Annotated in this window: 17 protein-coding genes; 5 read left to right on the top strand and 12 right to left on the bottom strand. The window is 45.9% G+C overall.

The window, feature by feature from the left end; all coding sequences use genetic code 11:
* Positions 1-61: 61 nt before the first annotated feature.
* From DXN04_RS23500 to DXN04_RS23470, 7 genes are all read right to left on the bottom strand, one after another.
* The gene (locus tag DXN04_RS23500; protein ID WP_116855841.1) at positions 62-871 is read right to left on the bottom strand and encodes a helix-turn-helix domain-containing protein; all 810 of its coding nucleotides are present in this window, start codon (positions 869-871) and stop codon (positions 62-64) included.
* 147 nt (positions 872-1018) lie between these two features.
* Positions 1019-1717 carry a siderophore-interacting protein gene (locus tag DXN04_RS23495; RefSeq protein ID WP_116855840.1) on the bottom strand — a complete coding sequence of 233 codons (699 nt, stop codon included), beginning with the start codon at positions 1715-1717 and terminating at the stop codon, positions 1019-1021.
* A gap of 3 nt (positions 1718-1720) precedes the next feature.
* Positions 1721-3019, bottom strand: coding sequence for a TolC family protein (locus tag DXN04_RS23490; RefSeq protein WP_116855839.1), 1299 nt, complete (start codon positions 3017-3019; stop codon positions 1721-1723).
* Positions 3020-3035: 16 nt separating this feature from the next.
* Positions 3036-4595, bottom strand: a complete 1560-nt coding sequence (locus DXN04_RS23485; protein ID WP_116855838.1) for a DHA2 family efflux MFS transporter permease subunit — start codon at positions 4593-4595, stop codon at positions 3036-3038.
* Between the two features lies 1 nt (position 4596).
* A complete protein-coding gene (locus DXN04_RS23480; RefSeq protein WP_116855837.1) occupies positions 4597-5664 on the bottom strand; it encodes an HlyD family secretion protein in 1068 nt (355 codons plus the stop codon).
* A gap of 78 nt (positions 5665-5742) precedes the next feature.
* Positions 5743-6597 carry a helix-turn-helix domain-containing protein gene (locus DXN04_RS23475; protein WP_116855836.1) on the bottom strand — a complete coding sequence of 285 codons (855 nt, stop codon included), beginning with the start codon at positions 6595-6597 and terminating at the stop codon, positions 5743-5745.
* Between the two features lie 300 nt (positions 6598-6897).
* The gene (locus DXN04_RS23470; RefSeq protein WP_116855835.1) at positions 6898-7632 is read right to left on the bottom strand and encodes an SDR family NAD(P)-dependent oxidoreductase; all 735 of its coding nucleotides are present in this window, start codon (positions 7630-7632) and stop codon (positions 6898-6900) included.
* Positions 7633-7721: 89 nt separating this feature from the next.
* Here DXN04_RS23470 and DXN04_RS23465 point away from each other — a divergent pair, with 89 nt between their 5' ends.
* Positions 7722-8606, top strand: a complete 885-nt coding sequence (locus DXN04_RS23465) for an AraC family transcriptional regulator (RefSeq protein WP_116855834.1) — start codon at positions 7722-7724, stop codon at positions 8604-8606.
* Here DXN04_RS23465 and DXN04_RS23460 read toward each other — a convergent pair.
* A complete protein-coding gene (locus tag DXN04_RS23460; protein WP_116855833.1) occupies positions 8596-9384 on the bottom strand; it encodes a Cof-type HAD-IIB family hydrolase in 789 nt (262 codons plus the stop codon). The two genes, DXN04_RS23465 and DXN04_RS23460, sit on opposite strands and share 11 nt — an antisense overlap.
* A gap of 186 nt (positions 9385-9570) precedes the next feature.
* On the opposite strand from DXN04_RS23460, the gene DXN04_RS23455 reads away from it, so the two are divergent.
* Positions 9571-11871, top strand: coding sequence for an alpha-L-rhamnosidase-related protein (locus DXN04_RS23455; protein ID WP_116855832.1), 2301 nt, complete (start codon positions 9571-9573; stop codon positions 11869-11871).
* 85 nt (positions 11872-11956) lie between these two features.
* Here DXN04_RS23455 and DXN04_RS23450 read toward each other — a convergent pair whose 3' ends face one another.
* Entirely contained in the window at positions 11957-13774 is a 1818-nt protein-coding gene (locus DXN04_RS23450; RefSeq protein WP_147320041.1) for a helix-turn-helix transcriptional regulator, read from the bottom strand.
* A gap of 157 nt (positions 13775-13931) precedes the next feature.
* Between DXN04_RS23450 and DXN04_RS23445 the strand changes: the two genes are divergently transcribed.
* Complete coding sequence (locus tag DXN04_RS23445) at positions 13932-14162, top strand: WGR domain-containing protein (RefSeq protein ID WP_116855830.1); 231 nt, start codon at positions 13932-13934, stop codon at positions 14160-14162.
* Positions 14163-14290: 128 nt separating this feature from the next.
* Positions 14291-15697: a serine hydrolase domain-containing protein gene (locus DXN04_RS23440; protein ID WP_116855829.1), complete on the top strand. Its 1407-nt coding sequence runs from the start codon at positions 14291-14293 to the stop codon at positions 15695-15697.
* Positions 15698-15775: 78 nt separating this feature from the next.
* Here the strand turns inward: DXN04_RS23440 and DXN04_RS23435 are convergent, their stop codons facing one another.
* The 3 genes from DXN04_RS23435 to DXN04_RS23425 all read right to left on the bottom strand — a co-directional run bounded on the left by DXN04_RS23435 (position 15776) and on the right by DXN04_RS23425 (position 18229).
* Positions 15776-16114 (bottom strand): hypothetical protein, encoded by a 339-nt coding sequence (locus DXN04_RS23435; RefSeq protein ID WP_116855828.1) that lies wholly within the window; start codon positions 16112-16114, stop codon positions 15776-15778.
* Positions 16115-16658: 544 nt separating this feature from the next.
* Positions 16659-16892, bottom strand: coding sequence for a helix-turn-helix domain-containing protein (locus DXN04_RS23430; RefSeq protein WP_116855827.1), 234 nt, complete (start codon positions 16890-16892; stop codon positions 16659-16661).
* A 614-nt stretch (positions 16893-17506) separates the two neighbouring features.
* A complete protein-coding gene (locus tag DXN04_RS23425) occupies positions 17507-18229 on the bottom strand; it encodes a hypothetical protein (protein ID WP_116855826.1) in 723 nt (240 codons plus the stop codon).
* Positions 18230-18406: 177 nt separating this feature from the next.
* Between DXN04_RS23425 and DXN04_RS23420 the strand changes: the two genes are divergently transcribed.
* Positions 18407-20296: an alpha-L-arabinofuranosidase C-terminal domain-containing protein gene (locus tag DXN04_RS23420; protein WP_116855825.1), complete on the top strand. Its 1890-nt coding sequence runs from the start codon at positions 18407-18409 to the stop codon at positions 20294-20296.
* Positions 20297-20312: the final 16 nt, after the last annotated feature.

The following is a 20312-nucleotide window of genomic DNA, read 5'->3' as shown; positions in this document are numbered from 1 at the left end:
CATGCCGTACTTCAGTACATAATTCAAAGTAGCAGGCCCAATGCGGACCTGCTATTTTGAATTATGCATATTCCGAAGGCGCTTTACCAAACATCTTTTTAAAAGTGCGGGAAAAATGAGAAAGACTTTCAAACCCCAAATCAAGATAGATGGCCGAAGGCTTCTTGTTCTTTTTCGCTATCAGGTGACGCGCTTCTAACAACCTTTTTTCCAGCAGCCATTGCCTGGGTGCCGCATCAAACACTTTCTTAAAATCCCGCTTAAACGCGGCCAGGCTCCTTCCCGTCAACTCCGCAAATTTTTCTACCGGCACATTGTAATGATAATGATGCAGCATAAATGCCTTAAGATCGATCTTATAAGGTGCTGAAAAATCGAACAAGAGGTTATTCAACGCAGGCACCGCATGTACTAACAAGGTGACAACCTCTCTTACTTTCAGCATCCCCATCGCTATCGTGATCTTTTCGTCCGGGTTACGCACATACGGAATCACCGATTGAAAATATCCCTGCATGAAATCATTCGGCGGGATCATCACAAATGGGGAGCCACTATATTTCTGCCTGATCTCTATTTTCTCTTCCAGCGCGATCGTTCTGAGCAGGTCTTCCTGTAAAATAATAACGATCGATTCATAACTACCTTCCTCCGAAGGCGTTTTGGTCAACTGCCCCAGCTGGTTCTTTCCCACCAGCATCATATCACCTTTTTGCAAGGTTATTTTCTGGCTGCTGGTCTCAATCGTCAATTGTCCGGATACCATCAGGATAAGCGTATTATGGGTCAGGAATGCACCCGTCTCTTTTTTTTGGGTGCTGAGATGGGCGTAAAAAATGACTCCGGAAAGTATTTCGGTCGGATCCTTCATGCTATGAAATTACAAAATTATTGCTGCCGGTAAATACTACAGCGCTTGCTGTACATTTACCACCTGTTCTTTATGCAGACGACAAAGCTCGGTCCTTATTTTAAATTGCATATATCCCATACAGCTCAAATAATTTGCCTGAACGGCTCACAATCCGACACTGCCTTCCGCCCAGTATCCCTGCAACTTGATCTGCTTCGAAGAAATCTCATACTTTTTCAATTCAGCCCTGAACCGCTGTGCAGCTGCTGCATTCCCCGTCAGGTAAAAGATAGCCGCTCTATAATCAGCAATGTGCCTGCTTAGTGCTGCCAGCGCAGCATCGGAATTTTTTGGCACTACCTCCAGGTCGTAATCTTCCACTATGGAACGATTCGCCTCATCCAGCTCAAAGATGCCGAACGCCCTGCCCTTGTTTTTCCTGATCTCCCTGAGCAAGCTGAGATACAATCCAAAACTCGTTTCATCTCCAAAGAAAAAATGATCCTGTTTATTTTGATCATATAATTTCCTGCCACCGGGCACGGATACCTTCAGGCGATCTCCGGCTTGCAGCTGATCGGCCAGTAAACTTCCCGGGCCCCTGCCGTGTATGTGAAAATATACATCAAAACAGCCCTTTTCCTTGTCGAAATCCACCGGTGTATAATGCCTGATTGCTGTAGGACTCACCCGGAAATTGATCGAACTGCCGGGGAAAGTATCCACCTCAGACAGATCCGCCAGAAATGTTATTTTCTTAAATCCTGTACTGTAAGTGGTGATTGCACCCACCTCGATATCCATAAATTTTGAAGGCAGCAGGTGCTCCATCTGGTCCGCCATCCATTTAGGTACATTTGGCATAACTCAAAAATTATTAGTTGCTTTTTGTAACTGGATCTGCGCCAGCATTAATTCATACGCACTTTGAATATAATTCCGCTCAGTCGTACTCAAACTCTTCTCCGTATCCAGCAGCGCACTGTAATCAAAGGCCCCTAATCTGTATTGTTCCTGCTGATTGTGAAAGATTATTTTTGACAATTCATAACTATCCTTCGCATTTTTCTGATTCAGTATAGCATTCGCCAGTAAAGACCGCGCCTGCTGTACTTCATAGTTGATGTCTGACTGTCGCTGTTCAAGGAGCAAGGCGTGCTGACTGATCCTGTGCCGGTACTCCGTCATTACAGCTTTATTTTTCACATGAGATGAAATAGGAACATGCAGGTTGAGTGCTACATAACTGAATGGACTCCACCACTTAGCCCTTCCATAATTGAACCTGTCAGATAGAAACTGCTGTGAATAATTTGCAGTAAAGGACAAAGAAGGCAGCAGTTCCTGTTGATACTTTTTCAGATAAAGTGTATTTACCTCCTGTTGTAGTTTTAACTGCACCATCTCTGTCCGCTCGCCCCTGGGAGTATTGTCCAGAACAGCATCCAGCGAATCACTAAGCACAAAAGCAACCGTATCAGTTATATTCAGCTGGTAACGAAGATGCATTACACTCAATTCATAATTCTGCGTGGCCTGCTTATACAATTGCTCCGCATTCTCATGATCCAGTCTTGCCCGCAGGTAGTGGTTTTCAATCAGGGTACCGTTATTATACATACCCCTTGCAATCGTTTCATATTCGCGGTTACGCTCCGCTATATCAGCCGCCACCCGCTGCTGCAATCCTTTTAACTGTACATCCAGGTAGGCACGACTGACCTGGAGCATGATTTCAATCTTGGCTGCATGGTTCCTTTCTTCCTCCAGGGAGAGTGCTACCCTGGCTAATTGCTTGTCATTCTTTATAGCGGCATTGAATACAGGCTGCGTTACATTTAAACCAAAAACAGTTTCATTTTTTACCATCAATGGCACTAAGGTACTTTCTTCATAGCCCGGCAGCACTCCTCCTGGAATAACGGTGTTCTGCAACTGCGGACTATATTTCACCTGCCCATCAGCACTGATGTCCGGTAGCCATTTGTTTGTACTTTGCCTGAGCTTACTCGTCGCTATTGCCACGTCAAATTGATTTGCTTTCACATCAAAGCGGTTTTTCAAAGCCAGTTGAATCGCCTCTGTCCGCGACAAGGTAAGGGGAGTCTGTGCATCACTGTTAGCCGCAACTAGCAGTAGCACTATCAGGAGAATATTTTTTTTCATTATTGTATGTAATTAATTAATGTGCATCGGCCGCCGCATTGTTTCCTTTGGGAGTTTTGATCAGCATGATCACAGGAATACAAAGCGCAAAGAGAAATGCAAAGGTCATGAAGCCATGATTATAACTCAGCAATGTCTGCTGACTGCTCACGCTGGCATCCAGCATCTGGTGTGCCGCCTTATTCGCTTCGTCAGTGGCAAAACCTGCACTGATAAAGTGTTGTGTCATCCCGTCCACTCTTTCCTGGGTGACGGTATTGTATGTTGTAATGTGGCCAACAAGATTGCTCCGCACAAAGGCACTATTCCTGGTGGTATAAATGCTGATCAGCGCCACACCAATCGCACCACCCAGCTGCCTGGTCATGGTCGATAACCCGGTTGCCTGTGCCAGGTCTTTGCCTCGCAATGTGCCTACTGCTATGCCGATCATATTGGGTGCTACCAATGCCACGCCCAGGTTCCGTACAATGAATGGCCAGAAGAAATTGTCCCTGGTAGAATCAGGAGAGGTAAATGCCATGGGTATCAGGGAGATGATTACAATAATTAGTCCCGCAATCATCGGTGTCTTGATATTCGCATTTGCAAACAGCTTTTTGCCAAGGATCATGCCTATTGCTCCCACTACACCGCCGGAGATCAGGAATGCGCCTGTTTGTGTAGCCGTCCAGCCCAATGATACCTGCGCAAGCAGGGGGAAGATGAACAAGGTGCCATTCGCCATAATACCATACATCATCCCAATCAGGTTACCCAGTACCAGGTTATAATTTTTATATAAACGAAGCTCTACTGCCGGATGGTCTGTAGTCAGCTCTCTCCATACAAAGGCAATGAAAGAACAGATCGAGATGGCAAAAAAAGTTCGTATCTCCGCACTATCAAACCAATCGTGAATAGAACCTTCTTCCAATACATACTGCAGGGAACCAAGTGCGAGTGCTATAAACGCAATGCCTGCCCAGTCTATCTTCGGGGGCCTCACAGCATCCGGCAGATCAGTAATATACTTCCAGGACAAGACCGCCCCAATTATACCCAATGGCACATTCACAAAGAAAATCCAGTGCCATGACAGCGTGTCTGTAATAAAACCGCCCAATACAGGTCCGAAAATGGGACCTATCATGATACCAAGTGCGAACGTGAGAAAGCCAGTCTTTGCCTGCTCCGGTGGAAATGCGCCTAATACAATGGACATGGCTGTAGACAATAAGCCACCTCCTGCCACACCCTGGATCAGTCGCCACAATACCAGCACCCAGAGGTTGGAAGACAGGCCGCATAACAAAGAGGTCAGTGTAAAGACCACAACAGAACTGGTGAAATACAGCCTGCGCCCGATAAGGTTTGCAAGCATGCCAGACAGTGGAATCACAATCACGTTGCCAATACCATAGGCGGTAGATACCCAGCCTATTTCAGTCACACTGGCACCAATATTCCCGCTGATTTCCCTGAGCGAAACATTCACAATCGTGCTGTCGATCAGTTCCATTACTGCACATGCTACACAGGTGAGCACCAGGATCCACCTGGCTGCCCCGGTAGGATATTGAGTTTCCGCAGTCATATCAGTTCACTTTTACTTTGACAAATACACTCAGACCCGGATATAATGGCTCCTTTATCGGCTGCGGGTCCAGCTTTATTCTCACCGGGAAGCGCTGTGCGATTTTAATAAAGTTGCCGGTAGCATTATCAGGTGGCACCAGTGCAAAGCGGGCCCCGGTAGCACCGCCGTAAGAATCTATAATTCCTGTTAACTGCACACCTTCGTACGCATCTACAGACACGCTTACTTTCTGCCCCGGCCTGATCCTGTTCAGCTGCGTCTCCTTGAAATTGGCTGTAACCCAGAATTCCCTGTGATTGATGACAGCACACAAGGCCTGTCCTGCGTTGATAAACTGCCCCGTTTGTACATTGCGCTTAGTAACGATACCATCAAATGGGGCAATGACATAAGCATGCCGCAAACGTTCCCTTGCTGCATCCAGTGCTGCCTGTTTTTGAAGAATGATATTCTGTGCTACTGATACCTGTTTCTCTTCAGTGAGGGCCCGTGTTTTCAGGCTGGTACTATTACTTGCAGCGGATTGTTCCAATGCTTTTGCTTTCAGGTAAGCAGCTTTGCTTATATCTACCTGTGTAGAGATGTGTTCATAATCAGTCTGTGTAATCGCTTTGATGGCGAGCAATTGTTTGGCGCGGTTAAAATCCGTTAGCGCCTTGTCGTAAGTAGCTTTGGTGGATGCAATGTTCTGGGTGTTGGATTGCGATTCGAACATCGCTGCATGGGCGTTCTGAAGACTTGCTACTGCCATTCCTTTTGAAACGGCTACATTCAGCCGCGCATTTTCAAGTTCTGCAGCAATACGGCTGGTATCTGCCTTTAATTCGGCCGTTTCAAATACAAGGAGTGTATCTCCTTTTTTTACTTCCTGGTTATCGCTGAACCTGATTGCTGCAATATAGCCGGTGATCCCTGCTCTCACAGGCAGCAGGTCTCCGTCTAACTGCGCATTGTCCGTGCTTTCATAAGCCCTGCTACTGATATAGGCATTGATGCCATAGCCAAGCGCGAGTAGCACGAGCGGGGCCCCGATGAGCAATTTGGTTTTAGTCTTTTTCTCTTCCATTTTTTGTTGTGATTTATCATCACAAAGGACGGAAGGAACATAGGGGGAAACAATGAACCAATAGAGGGAATGTCTGGACTATTTGCGGGAGTTACTGCGAAATTGAAGGGGAGGCATCCCCGTCGTCTTTGTAAATAACCTGGTGAAATAAAAGGTATCTGTGTAACCCAACAGGTGAGCGATCTCTTTCACCGTACTGTTTGTATAGAAGAGCATGCGCTTTGCTTCCAGCATGATTTCCTGTTGAATCCAATAGCTGACGGGGTGCCCGGTAGTTTCTTTTACGGACTCGTTCAGGTAGGAGGGAGAAATGTTGAGTGCAGCAGCATATTCAGACGGGCTTTTCATATCCCGGAAGCTGATCATCAATAAACTCCTGAATTGCCTGGTAATGAGCAGCGGCCGGAGTGCAGTCTGTTCCGCCAGCAACTTATCCCGCTGGCAGGCGGCAACAAACTGGCCAATACATACATCCAGCATGGAATTGAGGGTGTGATCATCCGCATCGTCATGGTATTCAGTGCTGAGTTTTCCCAGCAGGGTGAAGCTATCCCTGATTAAACCTCCCTTGTAAGGATCTAATGGAACCGGCTGGTTCCTGATGCTGAATTCCGTCAGGGCCGCTCTGTGATTTTCTTTAATGCGGATAGAATCCATCCCCAGCACCCAGGCATCCGCATCCTGCATGGACATGCCATAATGTACCTGCCCGGGTAGCAGGCAATACACCGCACAGCCTGTAATATTCACTTCCTGGAAGTCTACAAAGAGCCTGCTATGCCCTTCCAGTTGAAGGAATAGCAGGTAGTTGTCGTCACGATGTGCCTGGTCCCAGTGAGAGATGTATTTCATATTAGCAATCGAGGACATCTCAAAGTTCTTGTCCGCTCTTTCCCGGAAGTGGTGTACTGGTATGGCTGGCTTTTGCTTCATAGGGCATAAAGCTACGATGACCGGTATAATGAGGACATAGACAAATCCGGGGTAACTATGGACGATTCAGGGGAGCTGGTGTTCAAAATACCCCTTGCAAACGTCAGGGAAGCGGTAAGTGTCTTCGTAACTAACCGTATACTAAAAGGTCGCCATAAGGTCACTAGAAGGTCACCATAAGGTCACCTCAATATCCAATCGATATACAAGTGACCTCTTGGTGACCTTATGGTGACCTTTTAGTACCCTTATGGTATAGGCGCAGCATTATGACCAGGTACTGGTTGACAGGGTCCTGGACTAGCGAACGCCCAGGTCTCCTCCGTCCACGGAGATCGCCTGACCATTGATATAACCGGCATCATCGGAAGCCAGGAACAGGGCCGTTCCCGCAATTTCTGTCGCAAGGCCTGCCCGGCCCAGGGCATTCCCTTTCCGGTAAGAAGCCAGTTGTTCCGGAGGTAATTGTGCAGATAAAGGGGTATCGATCAGGCCGGGATGGATGACATTGACCCGGATGCCCCGTGGACCCAGTTCAGGTGCCCAGCTTTTGGCAAAGGAATTCAGCACCATCTTGCTTGCACTATAGATACTCAGGTAGGCTCCCCCTCTTTCGGCTACCACCGTACCTGTCATGATGATGGAACCGCCATCCCTGAACAGGGGCAAGGCTTTCTGTACCGTGAAGAAGGTACCTTTTGCATTCACATTGAACTGATAATCAAAATGCTCCTCACTAATGTGTCCTAATGGGGCGGCATCTACTGCTCCCGCACTGGCAAATAAAATATCGATATGCCCCTTTTCATTTTTAACCACCTCGAAAAGATGATCCAGATCGGATAATTTACCGGAGTCAGCCACCACACCCCTTACATTGCTACCGATTTCCTTTACCGCATTATCCAGTACATCCTGCCGGCGGCCCGTGATGAATACATATGCTCCCTCTTCCACAAACAACCTGGCGGTGGCAAGGCCCATTCCTGAAGTCGCGCCGGTAATTACGGCTACTTTTCCTGCTAGTTTTTTCATGATCCTAATGTTTATACTGCAAAACTAGGAGGGGGGCTCTGAACTGTCGGTATCTAAAAGTTCATTAATTTTGCGCAATCGTACATTTTATGGATGCACTAAGTTCAATATTGAAGGCATCGAAACTGGAAGCCATTGTCTGCTCACAAAACTGCCTGAGCGGGGATTGGGGCCTGGATGTAATACCTGAGGGCAATGCCTACTTCTGGCGGGTATCAAAGGGGAGCTGTGTGATAGGGTTGCATGGCCGTGAGCCCCTGACCATGGAGGAGGGAGATATTGTTGTCATTCCCCATGGTGCCCGGCATTGGATTGCCAGTAATGCGACTGCTCCCTTATTGACGCTTGCCCAATATATGCAGTCGCCCGGCCTCTTTGCCGGCGATGATACAATCGTGGCGGCGGGGCATTTTACATTTGATGAAGAGCAGCAACATCCATTTATCAAGGACCTGCCTCCTTTATTACACATCAGTAGTTTCGGTATTAAGAACCAGCAATTTTTAACGCATATGGGTTTCCTCCTACAAACGGAGCTGAGTGTAAATAAACCCGGTACACAGGTCATGTTGAAAGGCCTGGCAGAAATGTTGTTTATCAGCGTTATCAGGGCTTACCTGGAACAGGACAAGGCAGAGAAAGGATTTATGTCCGCACTGGCAGATCCCCAGATCAGCCAGGCGCTGGAGCTCATGCATAATCAGCCCTCAGTAGATTGGACGGCAGAAGCACTTGGGAAAAGGGTAGGCATGTCGAGAACACTTTTCTTCAACAGGTTTAAGGAACTGGTAGGTGAAACACCCCTGACCTACCTGACGAACTGGCGCATCAACAGGGCGAAAGAAATGTTGTCCGCAGGTATGAATAGGGTAGATGTGGCTGAGAAGATTGGATACCAGTCAGCAGCAGCTTTCAATAAAATTTTCAAAACCAAAACGGGGAGTACCCCTGCCAGGTACAGGGCTAAATCTTAAAGTGCCGGATGGCATTCCAGATGCCATCGTTATCAATATCATCCGTTACATAGTCTGCCGCGGCCTTTACATCATCCGTAGCATTCCCCATGGCAACGCCAATAGCAGTATGCTTCAGCATTTCAATATCATTACCGCCATCCCCAAAAGACATGGTTTCTGATATATGAAACCCGAAATGCTCGCAGAAAACTTCGACCCCCACTTTTTTACTGATACCTTTTGGATTGATATCGGCAGAGTGTGGTGCCCAGCGGGTAGCGATGCTATTGGGCATGATCTTATTCATGAACTCCAGTTCATCTTCCACATTCAGTAAGATATTTGCCTGCAGGATGTTGCAGATGTCAGGGTTATTCCTGTCTACCAGCGGCGGTACGGGCAGATTCAGGTAAGCGTACATATCGATGATTTCAGGAGTCGCCTGGTTTACAAAATGACAATCCAAGTACATGAGGGAAAAATTCATAGGCTGATTGCTGGTATAGTGCAGCAATTGCTGTATATCCTGCGGATCCAGTGCCTGTTTGAACAACACACTATTGTCTTTTGCTACACAACAGCCACCATTAAAAGTAATGTAACCGTCAAAATCAAGGTGCTGCACATGGCTGATGGCATTGATGGAGCGGCCGGTGGCAATGAATACCCTGATGCCACGCTCACGGAGATGTTTAAGCGCGCGGATAGTTGATGCAGGAATGCTCCTCGTTCTGGAACTGAAGAGTGTACCATCAATATCAAAAAAAACGGCTTTAACAGTTGTACCTTTATCCATGTCGCCTTGTTTCAGGTTGAATCGGTAAAATTACTTAAATCGAACTGCATTTTACTGGTCCAAAATGAAAAATTAAGCGTAGTCCAATTAATAGAGCCGTCATTTACCCTTTGCTGTTATCACTATGAAAGACTAGGACACCTGTTAAATAGATAAGTGCTAAATTGATTTAGTAAAATTCACGTTATGAAGCTGCTTTATACCTTATTCTCCCTTACTGTGTTCTTCAGTAATCTATGTTTTAGTCAGGATACCCGTCCCTGGAACGCCCAGTGGATAGGCCTGAAAGCGCCGTTTGACAATGGCAAAAGTTATGGTGTCTACTACTTCAGGAAAGCCATTGAGCTGCCTGAAAAACCTGGCAGCTTCATTATCCACGCCTCTGCCGATAACAGGTATAAACTGTACGTCAACGGGCAACTCGTAAACATCGGTCCTGCTAAGGGAGATTTTTACAACTGGTACTATGAAACGATTGACCTGGCTCCCTATCTTAACAAAGGGAAGAACAGCGTGGCTGCCATCGTCTGGAACGAAGCAGAGTACCGCCCCGAATGGCAGATGACCTTAAGGACCGCATTCATTATCCAGGGGAAAACGCCTGCGGAAGAAATCTTAAATACCAACGATTCCTGGAAGTGTGTGCAGGACAAAGCCTTTTCTCCTTTATGGGGTTTCTTTGCCGCTACCAATGGCCAAATCGTGGATATGAATAAGACCATCTCCAACTGGCAGGCAAAGGATTTTGATGATAGTGCATGGCCGGCAGCCGGCAGCCTGTTCCAGGGCAATTTAAAAGGCGCTGGCGATGGTTTTGGTTACATGCTGGTGCCAGCTACCATTCCTGCGAGAGAGCTGACTTATCAGCCTATTACAGTGATTCGCAAAGGGGCTTCCCTGCCTGCTACCATTCCGGCCAATACTACCGCTACCATCTTACTCGATCAGACCTACGAAACCAATGCTTATCCCACCATTTATTTCAGTGGCGGTAAGGATGCAGGGCTTTCCCTCAGTTATGCCGAGGCCTTGTATGACCACCGGGAGCCTTATGGCAGTCATAAGAGTAACAGGAATGATGTAGAAGGAAAAGACTTTTATGGCGTGAAAGACAGCCTCACCAGCAATGGTCAGCAAGGCCAAACTTTTACTCCTTTCAATTTCCGTACTTTCAGGTATATCAAAATAGCGGTACATACCAGGGATGTACCGCTGGTGATCGATAGTCTCTACGGCACCTTTACCGGCTATCCGTTCAAGCAGACCGCCATATTTAAATCAGCTGATACCACCATACCTAAAATCCTCGAGATCGGCTGGCGCACTGCCAGGCTCAATGCTTTCGAAACCTATACGGATTGCCCATTTTACGAGCAGTTGCAATACATTGGGGATACCCGCATTCAGGCGATGGTTTCTTATTATTATAGTGGTGACGACAGGCTGGCCCGTCATGCACTTGACCTGATGGATCAATCCCGTTTACCCGAAGGAGTGACCCTTAGCCGCTATCCAAGCCATACGACACAGGTTATTTCTACATTCTCCTTGTGGTACATTGGGATGCTGTATGATTATTTCATGTACAGGCATGACAATGATTTCATCAAAGATAAGCTGCCGGGTATGAGAGGTGTACTGGCCTTCTTCAGCAAATACCAGCAGGCAGACGGCTCTCTTGCCAACACCCCTTACTGGAATTTTGTGGACTGGGCCACCGGCAAAGACTGGTTTGTAGGGGCACCGCCCAAAGGCAGGGATGGCAGTTCTGCGATTGTAGACTTGCAGTTATTATGGGCTTATCAGTGGGCTGCACAAATGGATCCTTCTCCATTGTACAATCAGAAAATCGCACAGCTCACGAAGACAATCCAACAGAAATACTGGGATGCCGGCAAAGGCTTGTTCGCAGATACAAAAGAGAAAGACCACTTCTCTCAACATGCCAATTCACTCGCCATCCTTACTGGTCTTGTAAATAAAGCAGACCTGCCTGCATTGGGCAAAAAGCTGCTGCACGATACAACACTTACCCAGTGCTCCATCTACTTTAAATACTACCTGCACCAGGCACTGGTAAAAGCCGGTTTGGGAGATGATTACTATAACTGGCTCGGCATCTGGAAAGAGAATATTGCCATGGGACTCACTACCTGGGCAGAGTATTCTGATGTTGGTTATTCCCGTTCTGATTGCCATGCATGGGGAAGTAGTCCGAATATTGAATTTTTCAGAACAGTGTTAGGCATCGACAGCGATGCACCCGGTTTTAGCAGGATAAAGATTGAGCCACACCTGGGAGCACTGAAAGCCGTAAGTGGCGAAATTCCACACCCTTTCGGCAAGGTCAGTGTGAGCTATGAATATAAAGCAGGACAATGGAATATGGAGGTGCAGTTGCCTGCCCATACCACTGGGCAATTCATCTGGAAAGGGAAATCTTATCCCGTCAAAGCAGGTGATAATAAAATCAGGTTGCAGGCGTAGGCTGACAAAGGCCATAGGCTGAAAGCATGATCTGATCTGGTGTGCAACAACCGTGCTGGCACCAGGTCAGGTCATCTGAAGCCAGTTAGAGGGAGCGGATGTATTCATCCAGTTCCTCCTCCTTTCCCAGGCCCAGTTTTAATTTGATGCGATAACGCGCCATCAGGATACTCTTGGGTGCAATACCCAGTCGCTGTGATACTTCTTTGTTGGTGAGACCTATATAGATATACGCACAATGCTTCAGGTCCAGCCTGGAGAGTGAATTTGCTGATCGCTCTTTCAGTTTTTCAAAAACCTCCTGGCTCACATTTTCAAAATCAGCTTTGTCTTCTGCCAGGGATTCATCCAGTCTTTTATCGTGATCGATGAGCCGGTTGATCTGTGTAAGCACAGATTTATTACTGGTATGCGCTGCGATCTTCTGCTGCAAGGTTTGTACCAGGGCATTTTTCTGTTCTACCTGCAGGGTACCTGCCAGCAGGTCTTTCTGTAATCGCTCTTGTCTTTCCTGCATCAGTTGCTGCTCAGCAATCAGGCGCATAGCTTCTTCATCTTTGAGTCTTGTCTCCATGCCCAGTTGTTTCAGCCGGAAATGATAGGAACGGAAGAGGAAGATGGCTGCCGTGAGCAGGGCCAGGGCAAGGCCTATATAGAGGTAGCCCAGTTTCTTGTGCAAACTGGCTGTCTGCTCCATGTTCTTAAGTGCGGTGGCTGTTTTCTCTGCCTGGTACTTTGCTTCCAGCTCCTTGGTGATGTTCAGCTTTTCTTCATTGTAGAGCTGCGTATACAAGGTTGCAAACTGCTGCTGGTAGTGCAGGGCATCTTTATACTTACCCCTTTTCTCCGCAAGTGCAGCCAGGGCAGACATGAACTGGATCCTGGTCGCCAGGGTTTTTGAACTGTCTGTATCCAGGATAGCCAGGCCTTTCTGCAGCAGATCTTCCGCCGCCTCATAGTGACCAGCGGCGGCTTCATAATCACTCTTCATGCCATAACAATTGGAAATAACCTCCAGGTGATGGGTTTCAACACCGATTTTCTGTGCAAAGTCCAGGTATTTAAACACCGTATCCCTGTAGGAGGGTGGAAAGTTTTGTGCATAGAGATCCGCCAGGTTCAGGGCCATAATGGCCACCGTGCTATGGAAGATGATGCGGTCTTTATGATTTAAATAGGTAGCAAGTGATAACCTGTTGTAATAAATAGCTGAGTCCAGCGATGCCTGATCGCTGGTATGTGCCATATGATAATACTGCCAGTAGGTGCCCAATGTCTGGTAAGCAACGAGGATATTATCATAGTCCATATCTATGAGCGCAGCCCGCAGGCATAACTGTCCATATTTCTTATGCAGGGGACCATCTTCCTGGTTAGCATAAATGCTGGCCATAACATAATATACGGCAGACTGGTAATAGGCTGACCCTGCTTTTTCAAGGTATTTTAACGCCTGCTGGCCACTGAGGAGGGCATTTTTCTCATCTCCTTTGATATTCTCCATCCAGCATTTCCGGTACCAGGCGATCCCTTTTGCCAGCTGACTTTCTGTTTTGCCCGCATAATATACCGCACTATCCACCACCGCTGCAGAGCGGGTAATATCATTTGCCTGGATATAGATTTGTGCCAATGTGGCATAAGAAATGGCCGTGTATTGCGCATCCGGAAGATGCCGGCTAAGTGCTACAGCCTGTAATCCGAGCGCTATCGCATGCTTATTTTCTGTAATGGATGTAGCCCTTGCAAGGAGGCTCAGGGTCATTACTTTTTGTTCGGGTGTAATATTTTTTTGAGCTAAAACTGCGCTGAGAGAATCAGCAGGGGTATGGGCGGCACAAGACAGCACCTGGAGGATGATTACAATAACGGATATGGATATCTTATTGATTAACTGCGACATATGTGTTTTTGTAGGGTGTTTGTAGTTGGCATTTTTTAGCCCATGTAGAGCATTTGTAGATACCAGATTTTCATTTTCGCTGCCCGCTATAACTATTTTTGAGGACACACAAGTGGGTATAAATATAATATAAGAAGATAAAATCACGAGGGTAAAAATGATGCAGTATTTTGAATACCAGGACGAAAATGTATCGTGCTTTTTAGAAATCACTTTGGAGGATAGAATAGTGAGAACAAGATCAGGACAAAAAGGCACACAAGGTATTGCTACGGAAAAAGTATACCAGGATGCCGGGACGGCAGCAAAAGAATTTGATCGACTGACGAAGGAAAAGAAAGAGGACGATGCTTATTATTTTCGTTTAGGAGATGAGTATAGCCTGTAGATGTTTCCGATGATGGATTTGCATTTTCCCGGGTGCCTGTGCTTTGTTTACAGCTAAGCGCAGGCATCCGGAATTTTTATATTCCCGCTAAAAAGTATTAAGTTAGTTCTGCTAATTTAAAAACTTATATGAGACACACCCCTCTTTACCTATTTGTATTGTTGTTGTTTGCCCATACGCTTCCGGCCCAGACAACCCAGTCAGAGAAAAAAACAGACAGTATCACCCGCCTGATGATACGTTACCTGAATGAAGCCAAAATTGACAGCGCTTATAATCTCTGGGGTGAGAAAGCCAAAGTAGATTTCACCCCGGAGGTATGGCGTAATATTTATAAAACGAATATCCAGGCTTACGTTCCTTTCCGGGATCTCAGGTTTGTCGAAAGTCGGGAGGGTACAAATCTTTATACTGCCCAAAGCATAGTACCACTGAACGTTTTTTCAATTTTAGATGAAAAGGATAAGTTGGATGGATTCCTTTTTAGACCGGTCCCAAAAGAAAGTGAAGCAGCGTACAAGGCAACTGTGCTTTCTGACAATCCATTAAAAAGCCATCTTGATAGTATTGTAGAAGCTGCTGTAAGGCCCTACATCAATCAAAAAGGGAATGTATCGCTTTGTGCAGGCGTTCATTATAAGGGACAGGATTTTTATTATAACTATGGGCTTCCCAGGCTGGATGCGGATACATTGCCTGACAACAAGCTTGTTTATGAAATTGGGTCTATCTCCAAGACGTTTACAGGCACCCTGCTAGCCATGGCTATTATCCAGAAAAAAGTAAGCCTGGATCAACCTATTACTTCCTTTCTTCCTGATTCCGTCGCTGCTAATCCTGCATTGAAGGGCATTACGTTCAAACACCTGGCCAGTCATACCTCCGGCTTTCCTACATTGCCATCCAACCTGGATCTGAAAAGAAATGAACAGCCCTACGAAAACTATGACCTGGTACACCTGTTTAGTTACCTGAAAACGGCTACACCATCAACTGCGCCAGGTAAAGTGTTTGCTTATAGTAATTTCGGATTTGGTTTACTGGGTGTGTTGCTGGAAAGGGTGTATGGTATGAGCTATGCAGCGCTGTTATCAAAATATATCACAGGTCCACTGAAAATGAATTATACCGGCATCACTGTGGATGCTGCAGCTGCCCAGGGATATGACGGTGCATTGAAACCTGTGGATGTCTGGGACTTTAACAGTTTGAAAAGTGCAGGTGCGATCAAATCTAATACGGCAGATCTGTTGAAGTATGCGAAGCTTCAGCTGGAACAGGGAAAGGATCCTTTACACCAGGCAATTGCACTGGCACATCGGCCCACTTTCGACGATGGCACTACCAAAATAGGTTTGGCCTGGTTCCGCTTCCAGCACAAAGATGAATTAATATTTCACAACGGTGGTACTGGCGGTTGCCGTTCCTTCCTGATGGCCGACACTGCCAGCAATACAGCGCTTGTACTACTGGTAAATTCTGTGAATTTTGCGGACGCTGTCGGTGTACAGATTGTCGGTAATCTGAAAAAATAAAAAGAAATACCGCTGCTGTATGCCCTGCAGCAGCGGTATGAAAAAGCGTCACGGGTACGATTGGATAAGGAGACAGAATTACTTTGAATCCTTTACCTGAATGGCTTTTAACTTCGCTAATGTGTCTTCAAAAACCTGCAAATAAATTGCTTTAATGCTGGCTAATTCCGCACTGCTTACGCCGCGTACTTTGCTGTTCGTCGTCCCCGCAGGGCGAGTGGCAGCCCGTAATTTTCTGTAGAAGGTGGGGACGCTCCAGTCGCATTGATTACAGATCAATTCCCGTGCGTCTACAGGAATACTGTTTACCGTCCAGAACATTTCTGAGAGGGCATTTGCATACCGGATGTCTTGTCCTTTCTTTAAGCCCATTTCGGGCTGTTCCAGTTGAACTGGTTTTGACCGCTTTCGATTCATGTCAGAACAGGGGTTTATGCTGATTAACAATGAGGTTTAAAAATATTTTTTAGCAAGTTTTTTGAATGGTTGTTTGGGGAACGATTTGATCGTTTCACGGTGAAAAATTAGAACTCCTTTTGAACATTTCAATAAAAAAAATCAGGAATTTTTCGATGATGAGAACCAAAGAATCATTTTATTGAAATTTTTCCAATGTTTATTGCTCTCTGGAAAATTAAAATATTTTTGAAATCATTTCAGTTGCAAAATGAGAACATGCGTATCAGCGGCGGGTCTCTACCTGGCCATTGCTATAACCTGTCTGAATAGTAAAGACCTTCCGGATATCGCCTGTCTCACAACTATTCCTCACACACATCGGCGACTATCTTGCGCGAAAAAAATGCAAAATGAATTACTGCCTGAGCTGACCAGGTTGTAATAAAAAGCTGAGTGAAAAGAAACCCCGCTGCTGTCAAAGACAACAGCGGGGTTTAACGGTCATGGGAAAGACCGGGTTGAGGGAAAGACTTAATAGTATAGGGGATTGTCAGCAAGACAATTAATTTTCACTCCTCTTGATGGGATAGAATTCATTCAGCTCAACTTCGAGAGCGGAGGCCAGTTTAATGAGGGTAGTCGCAGCGGGATTTTTCATACCATTTTCTATTTTCGAAATATCTCCGGCATGTACACCTGAAGAAACTTCGAGATCCAGCTGGGTCATTCTTTTTTGCTTACGAATCGCTTTGATCTTTCCGCCGAGCTCTTTTAATATTACTTTTAGTTCAGACATTCCGGGTGAAAAATGGTCACATTTTGGAGAATAAAAAGTTGTCGATCGACTACTTTCGGGAAAAAAATTCAAACGCTCGTAAGCTGCAAGCAAGCCACCCGCGCAGTTAGGGGTGCTCCGGTGTATGGAGCACTCCTAACTGACACAAGTGTGGAGATGGCATAGCTATAGCTGCTGCACGGGATAAGTGCAGTTTTGTCGTTTAGGAACAATGCATGCTGATCACCCTCTTGCGTTGACAGGAGGGCAGCTTAGGAACGAGCTTAATACGGTTTGTTTCAGCTATTACTGAGATGTTGAATGGTTCATATTTGACGTAGATTTTCTGGTTATTTTGAGTTTACAGCCTGAGGGTGCTGTGTGATGATGTGTTGTAATACCGGTCGTTTGTTTGTAAGTCCCTTTGTTATCTCCTTTGTAATTCCCTTTGTTATTTTGTCGTCATACCCTTTATTATTTCGTCGTCATACCCTTTGTTATTTTGTGTTCATCCGGCTTGTTGCTTATATAAAGATTGCTTCGTTATAATCCAGGTACTGTCTACCATATTGCTATTGCTTAGGTAAAGTTCTCACTATTGTTACTTCCTGTGTTAAATGCACTTCATACGCTCTTTATGTGAAATTCACTTCATTCCCTATCAGATGCCCCAGCAGCCACTTTCCTGCCTTTGCTGTATCCTCTTCCGTCACTGTTTTGCCTGCGGCCAGTTTGAGTCCCCAGGGTCTGCCGTTGTGTACAAAGAGGGACGGACTTTCTCCTACTTCCCAGATGGCGTATCCTAATCTTTTAGATCGGATCAGGAGCCGCATATCTGAGGTGAGGTAATACAATTCATCCGGCACAGGCTCCAGGATTGCTTTCCTGGAAAAGCCTTTTTTTATGCGCGGATGATTGGCTTCTACTACGATTGAATTAACCTGGTGCTGAGGTTTATAGTAGTAGTTTTTTTTCGCAGATTTGCCCGCTGGCGTTATTTCGTCGCCGGGATACCTGAGATGTTCTTCAAAGAGGGAAAAGAAGAGCCGTTGTAGCTGATGAATGTAATAGATGTAAGCAGAAGTCAGGACTTCGTCTACACCTACAAACCATTTTCCTCCTATGCCAGGCTTCAGCCAAAACTTGCCACCAATAGCCGTAGTACGGAGTACAGTGCCCTTGCTTCTATCCATCGTGTTGAAGCGTAAAAGCGACAATTCTGCACGTTCTATCAGTATTGGTTCCAGTGTGTCGATAACTTGCAGGATGTTTGCTAAATCCGGGCCCTTTATCCTAATCTTTTTTCCCTGTTGTAAGAAGTAAGCACCTTCGAAAATTTGTTCTATTTCTACTTGCACAAAACTAAATAATTTAGCACAAAATACTAAAAATGTTAGTAAATAAATGTAGGCTTTTGCGAAGAATAATTACTTGAAAAGGATGCTGTATTCAAAAAGGAAATGATATTTAAAGATTTTTATACTCATTTAATAAATCGTAGTTGTATCTTAACATTAACGTAGATTACAATTTATATGCAACGTTCATTATTTACAATTATCATCGCCCTTTATTCCACGGCCACTTTTGCCCAACGCCAGAAGGCTATCAGCCCTGATCTATTCGGTATCTTCTTTGAAGACATCAGCTATTCTGCTGACGGGGGATTGTATGCAGAACTCATCCAGAACCGCTCATTTGAATATACAGGATCAGATCACAAAGGATGGCATCCAATGACTGCATGGGAGTATACACCCAGGGGATATGCTTATGGAAAACTATCAGTGGAAACGAAGTCGCCACTCAACGAAAACAACACGCATTATGTCGTATTAGACATCCAGGATGTCGGGCAGGAAGGTCTTGGATTGACGAACTATGGTTTCAACGGCATCCCGGTGAAAGAAGGTGAACAGTACGATGTATCGCTGTTTGCCGCCCTGCTTGCCGGCAATGCAATACCGGTAACAGTCAGTATCCGCAACAGGAAAGGAGACATCTACGGTGAAACCACTTTTGATGTTACAAATAAAAACTGGCAACAATACGCTGCCGGTATTACGGTGAATAAAAGTGATGACAGCGCCTGTCTGGTGATCATCGCAAAAGGTACTGGCAAACTGGCAATTGACCAGGTATCGCTCTTTCCAAAGAAAACATTCAAGGACAGAACCAATGGTATGAGACCGGATCTGAGCCAGGCGATTGCGGACCTGCATCCGAAATTTATGCGTTTCCCCGGCGGATGCCTGGTACACGGAGATGGGATTGCAAATATCTACAACTGGAAAAACACCATCGGTCCTTTGGAGGCGCGCGTGGACCAGCGCAACATCTGGAACTATCACCAATCAGCAGGATTGGGATATTTTGAATACTTCCAGTTCTGTGAAGATATCGGTGCCAAACCAGTGCCTATCCTGGCTGCAGGTGTCAGCTGCCAGAATTCCGGTGGCACCTGGGTAATTGGTAGTACAGGACAGAAGGGAATTCCTATGGCGGACATGCAGGCCTATATCCAGGATGTGCTGGACCTGGTAGAATATGCAAATGGTCCTGCTACTTCCGTATGGGGTGCTAAGCGCGCCGCAGCAGGGCATCCGGAGCCCTTCCACCTGCAATACCTGGGCATTGGTAATGAAGATAAAATGACACCGGATTTCGAAGCCCGCTTTACTATGATCTATAATGCGGTAAAAGCAAAGCATCCTGAAATAACTGTCATCGGGACAGCAGGCCCGTCTTCAGAGGGAGAAGACTATGAAAAAGGCTGGGCCATCGTCAATAAACTGAAAGTACCGGTAGTAGATGAACACTATTACAATGAACCTGAATGGTTCCTGAAAAACAATCAGCGCTACGATAAGTACGATCGTAAAAAAGCAAAAGTATATATCGGTGAATATGCTTCCAGGGGCAATAAATTCATCAATGCGATCTCAGAAGCGACCTACATGACCAGCCTGGAAAGAAACGGCGATGTAGTACACATGGCTTCCTACGCACCACTGCTGGCAAAGAAGGGGAATACGAACTGGAATCCTGACCTGATTTATTTCGATAATACAGGCGTGTATCCAACCGTGAACTACTATGTACAGCAGTTGTTTTCTTCTAATTCAGGAGATGTATATATCAGTGATGTGGTGACATTCGACCGTAAGAAAGATTCTACACTTGCAGCATCTGTGGTGAAGGACAGCAAGACGGGCGATGTGATTGTGAAGCTTGTAAATGCAGGTGCTACAGATGCAAAGGTAAATGTAAACCTGAAAGCATTAGGTGCATTGCAGCCAAAGGCGCAGGTGATTTTGCTGAAGGAAGAGGGGGGAGTACCTGTTTCAGTTGAAACGGAATTTACAAAGAGTAGTCTTACACTGGATGCACTGAGCATGCAGGTGATACGACTGCATAAGAAATAATAATAGCGGAGGTGAC

It is taken from the genome of Chitinophaga silvisoli (genome assembly GCF_003412465.1).
Classification (GTDB): Bacteria; Bacteroidota; Bacteroidia; order Chitinophagales; family Chitinophagaceae; genus Chitinophaga; species Chitinophaga silvisoli.
Note: the sequence above shows the minus strand (reverse complement) of the source record. Positions and strands in the feature narration are given on the sequence as shown.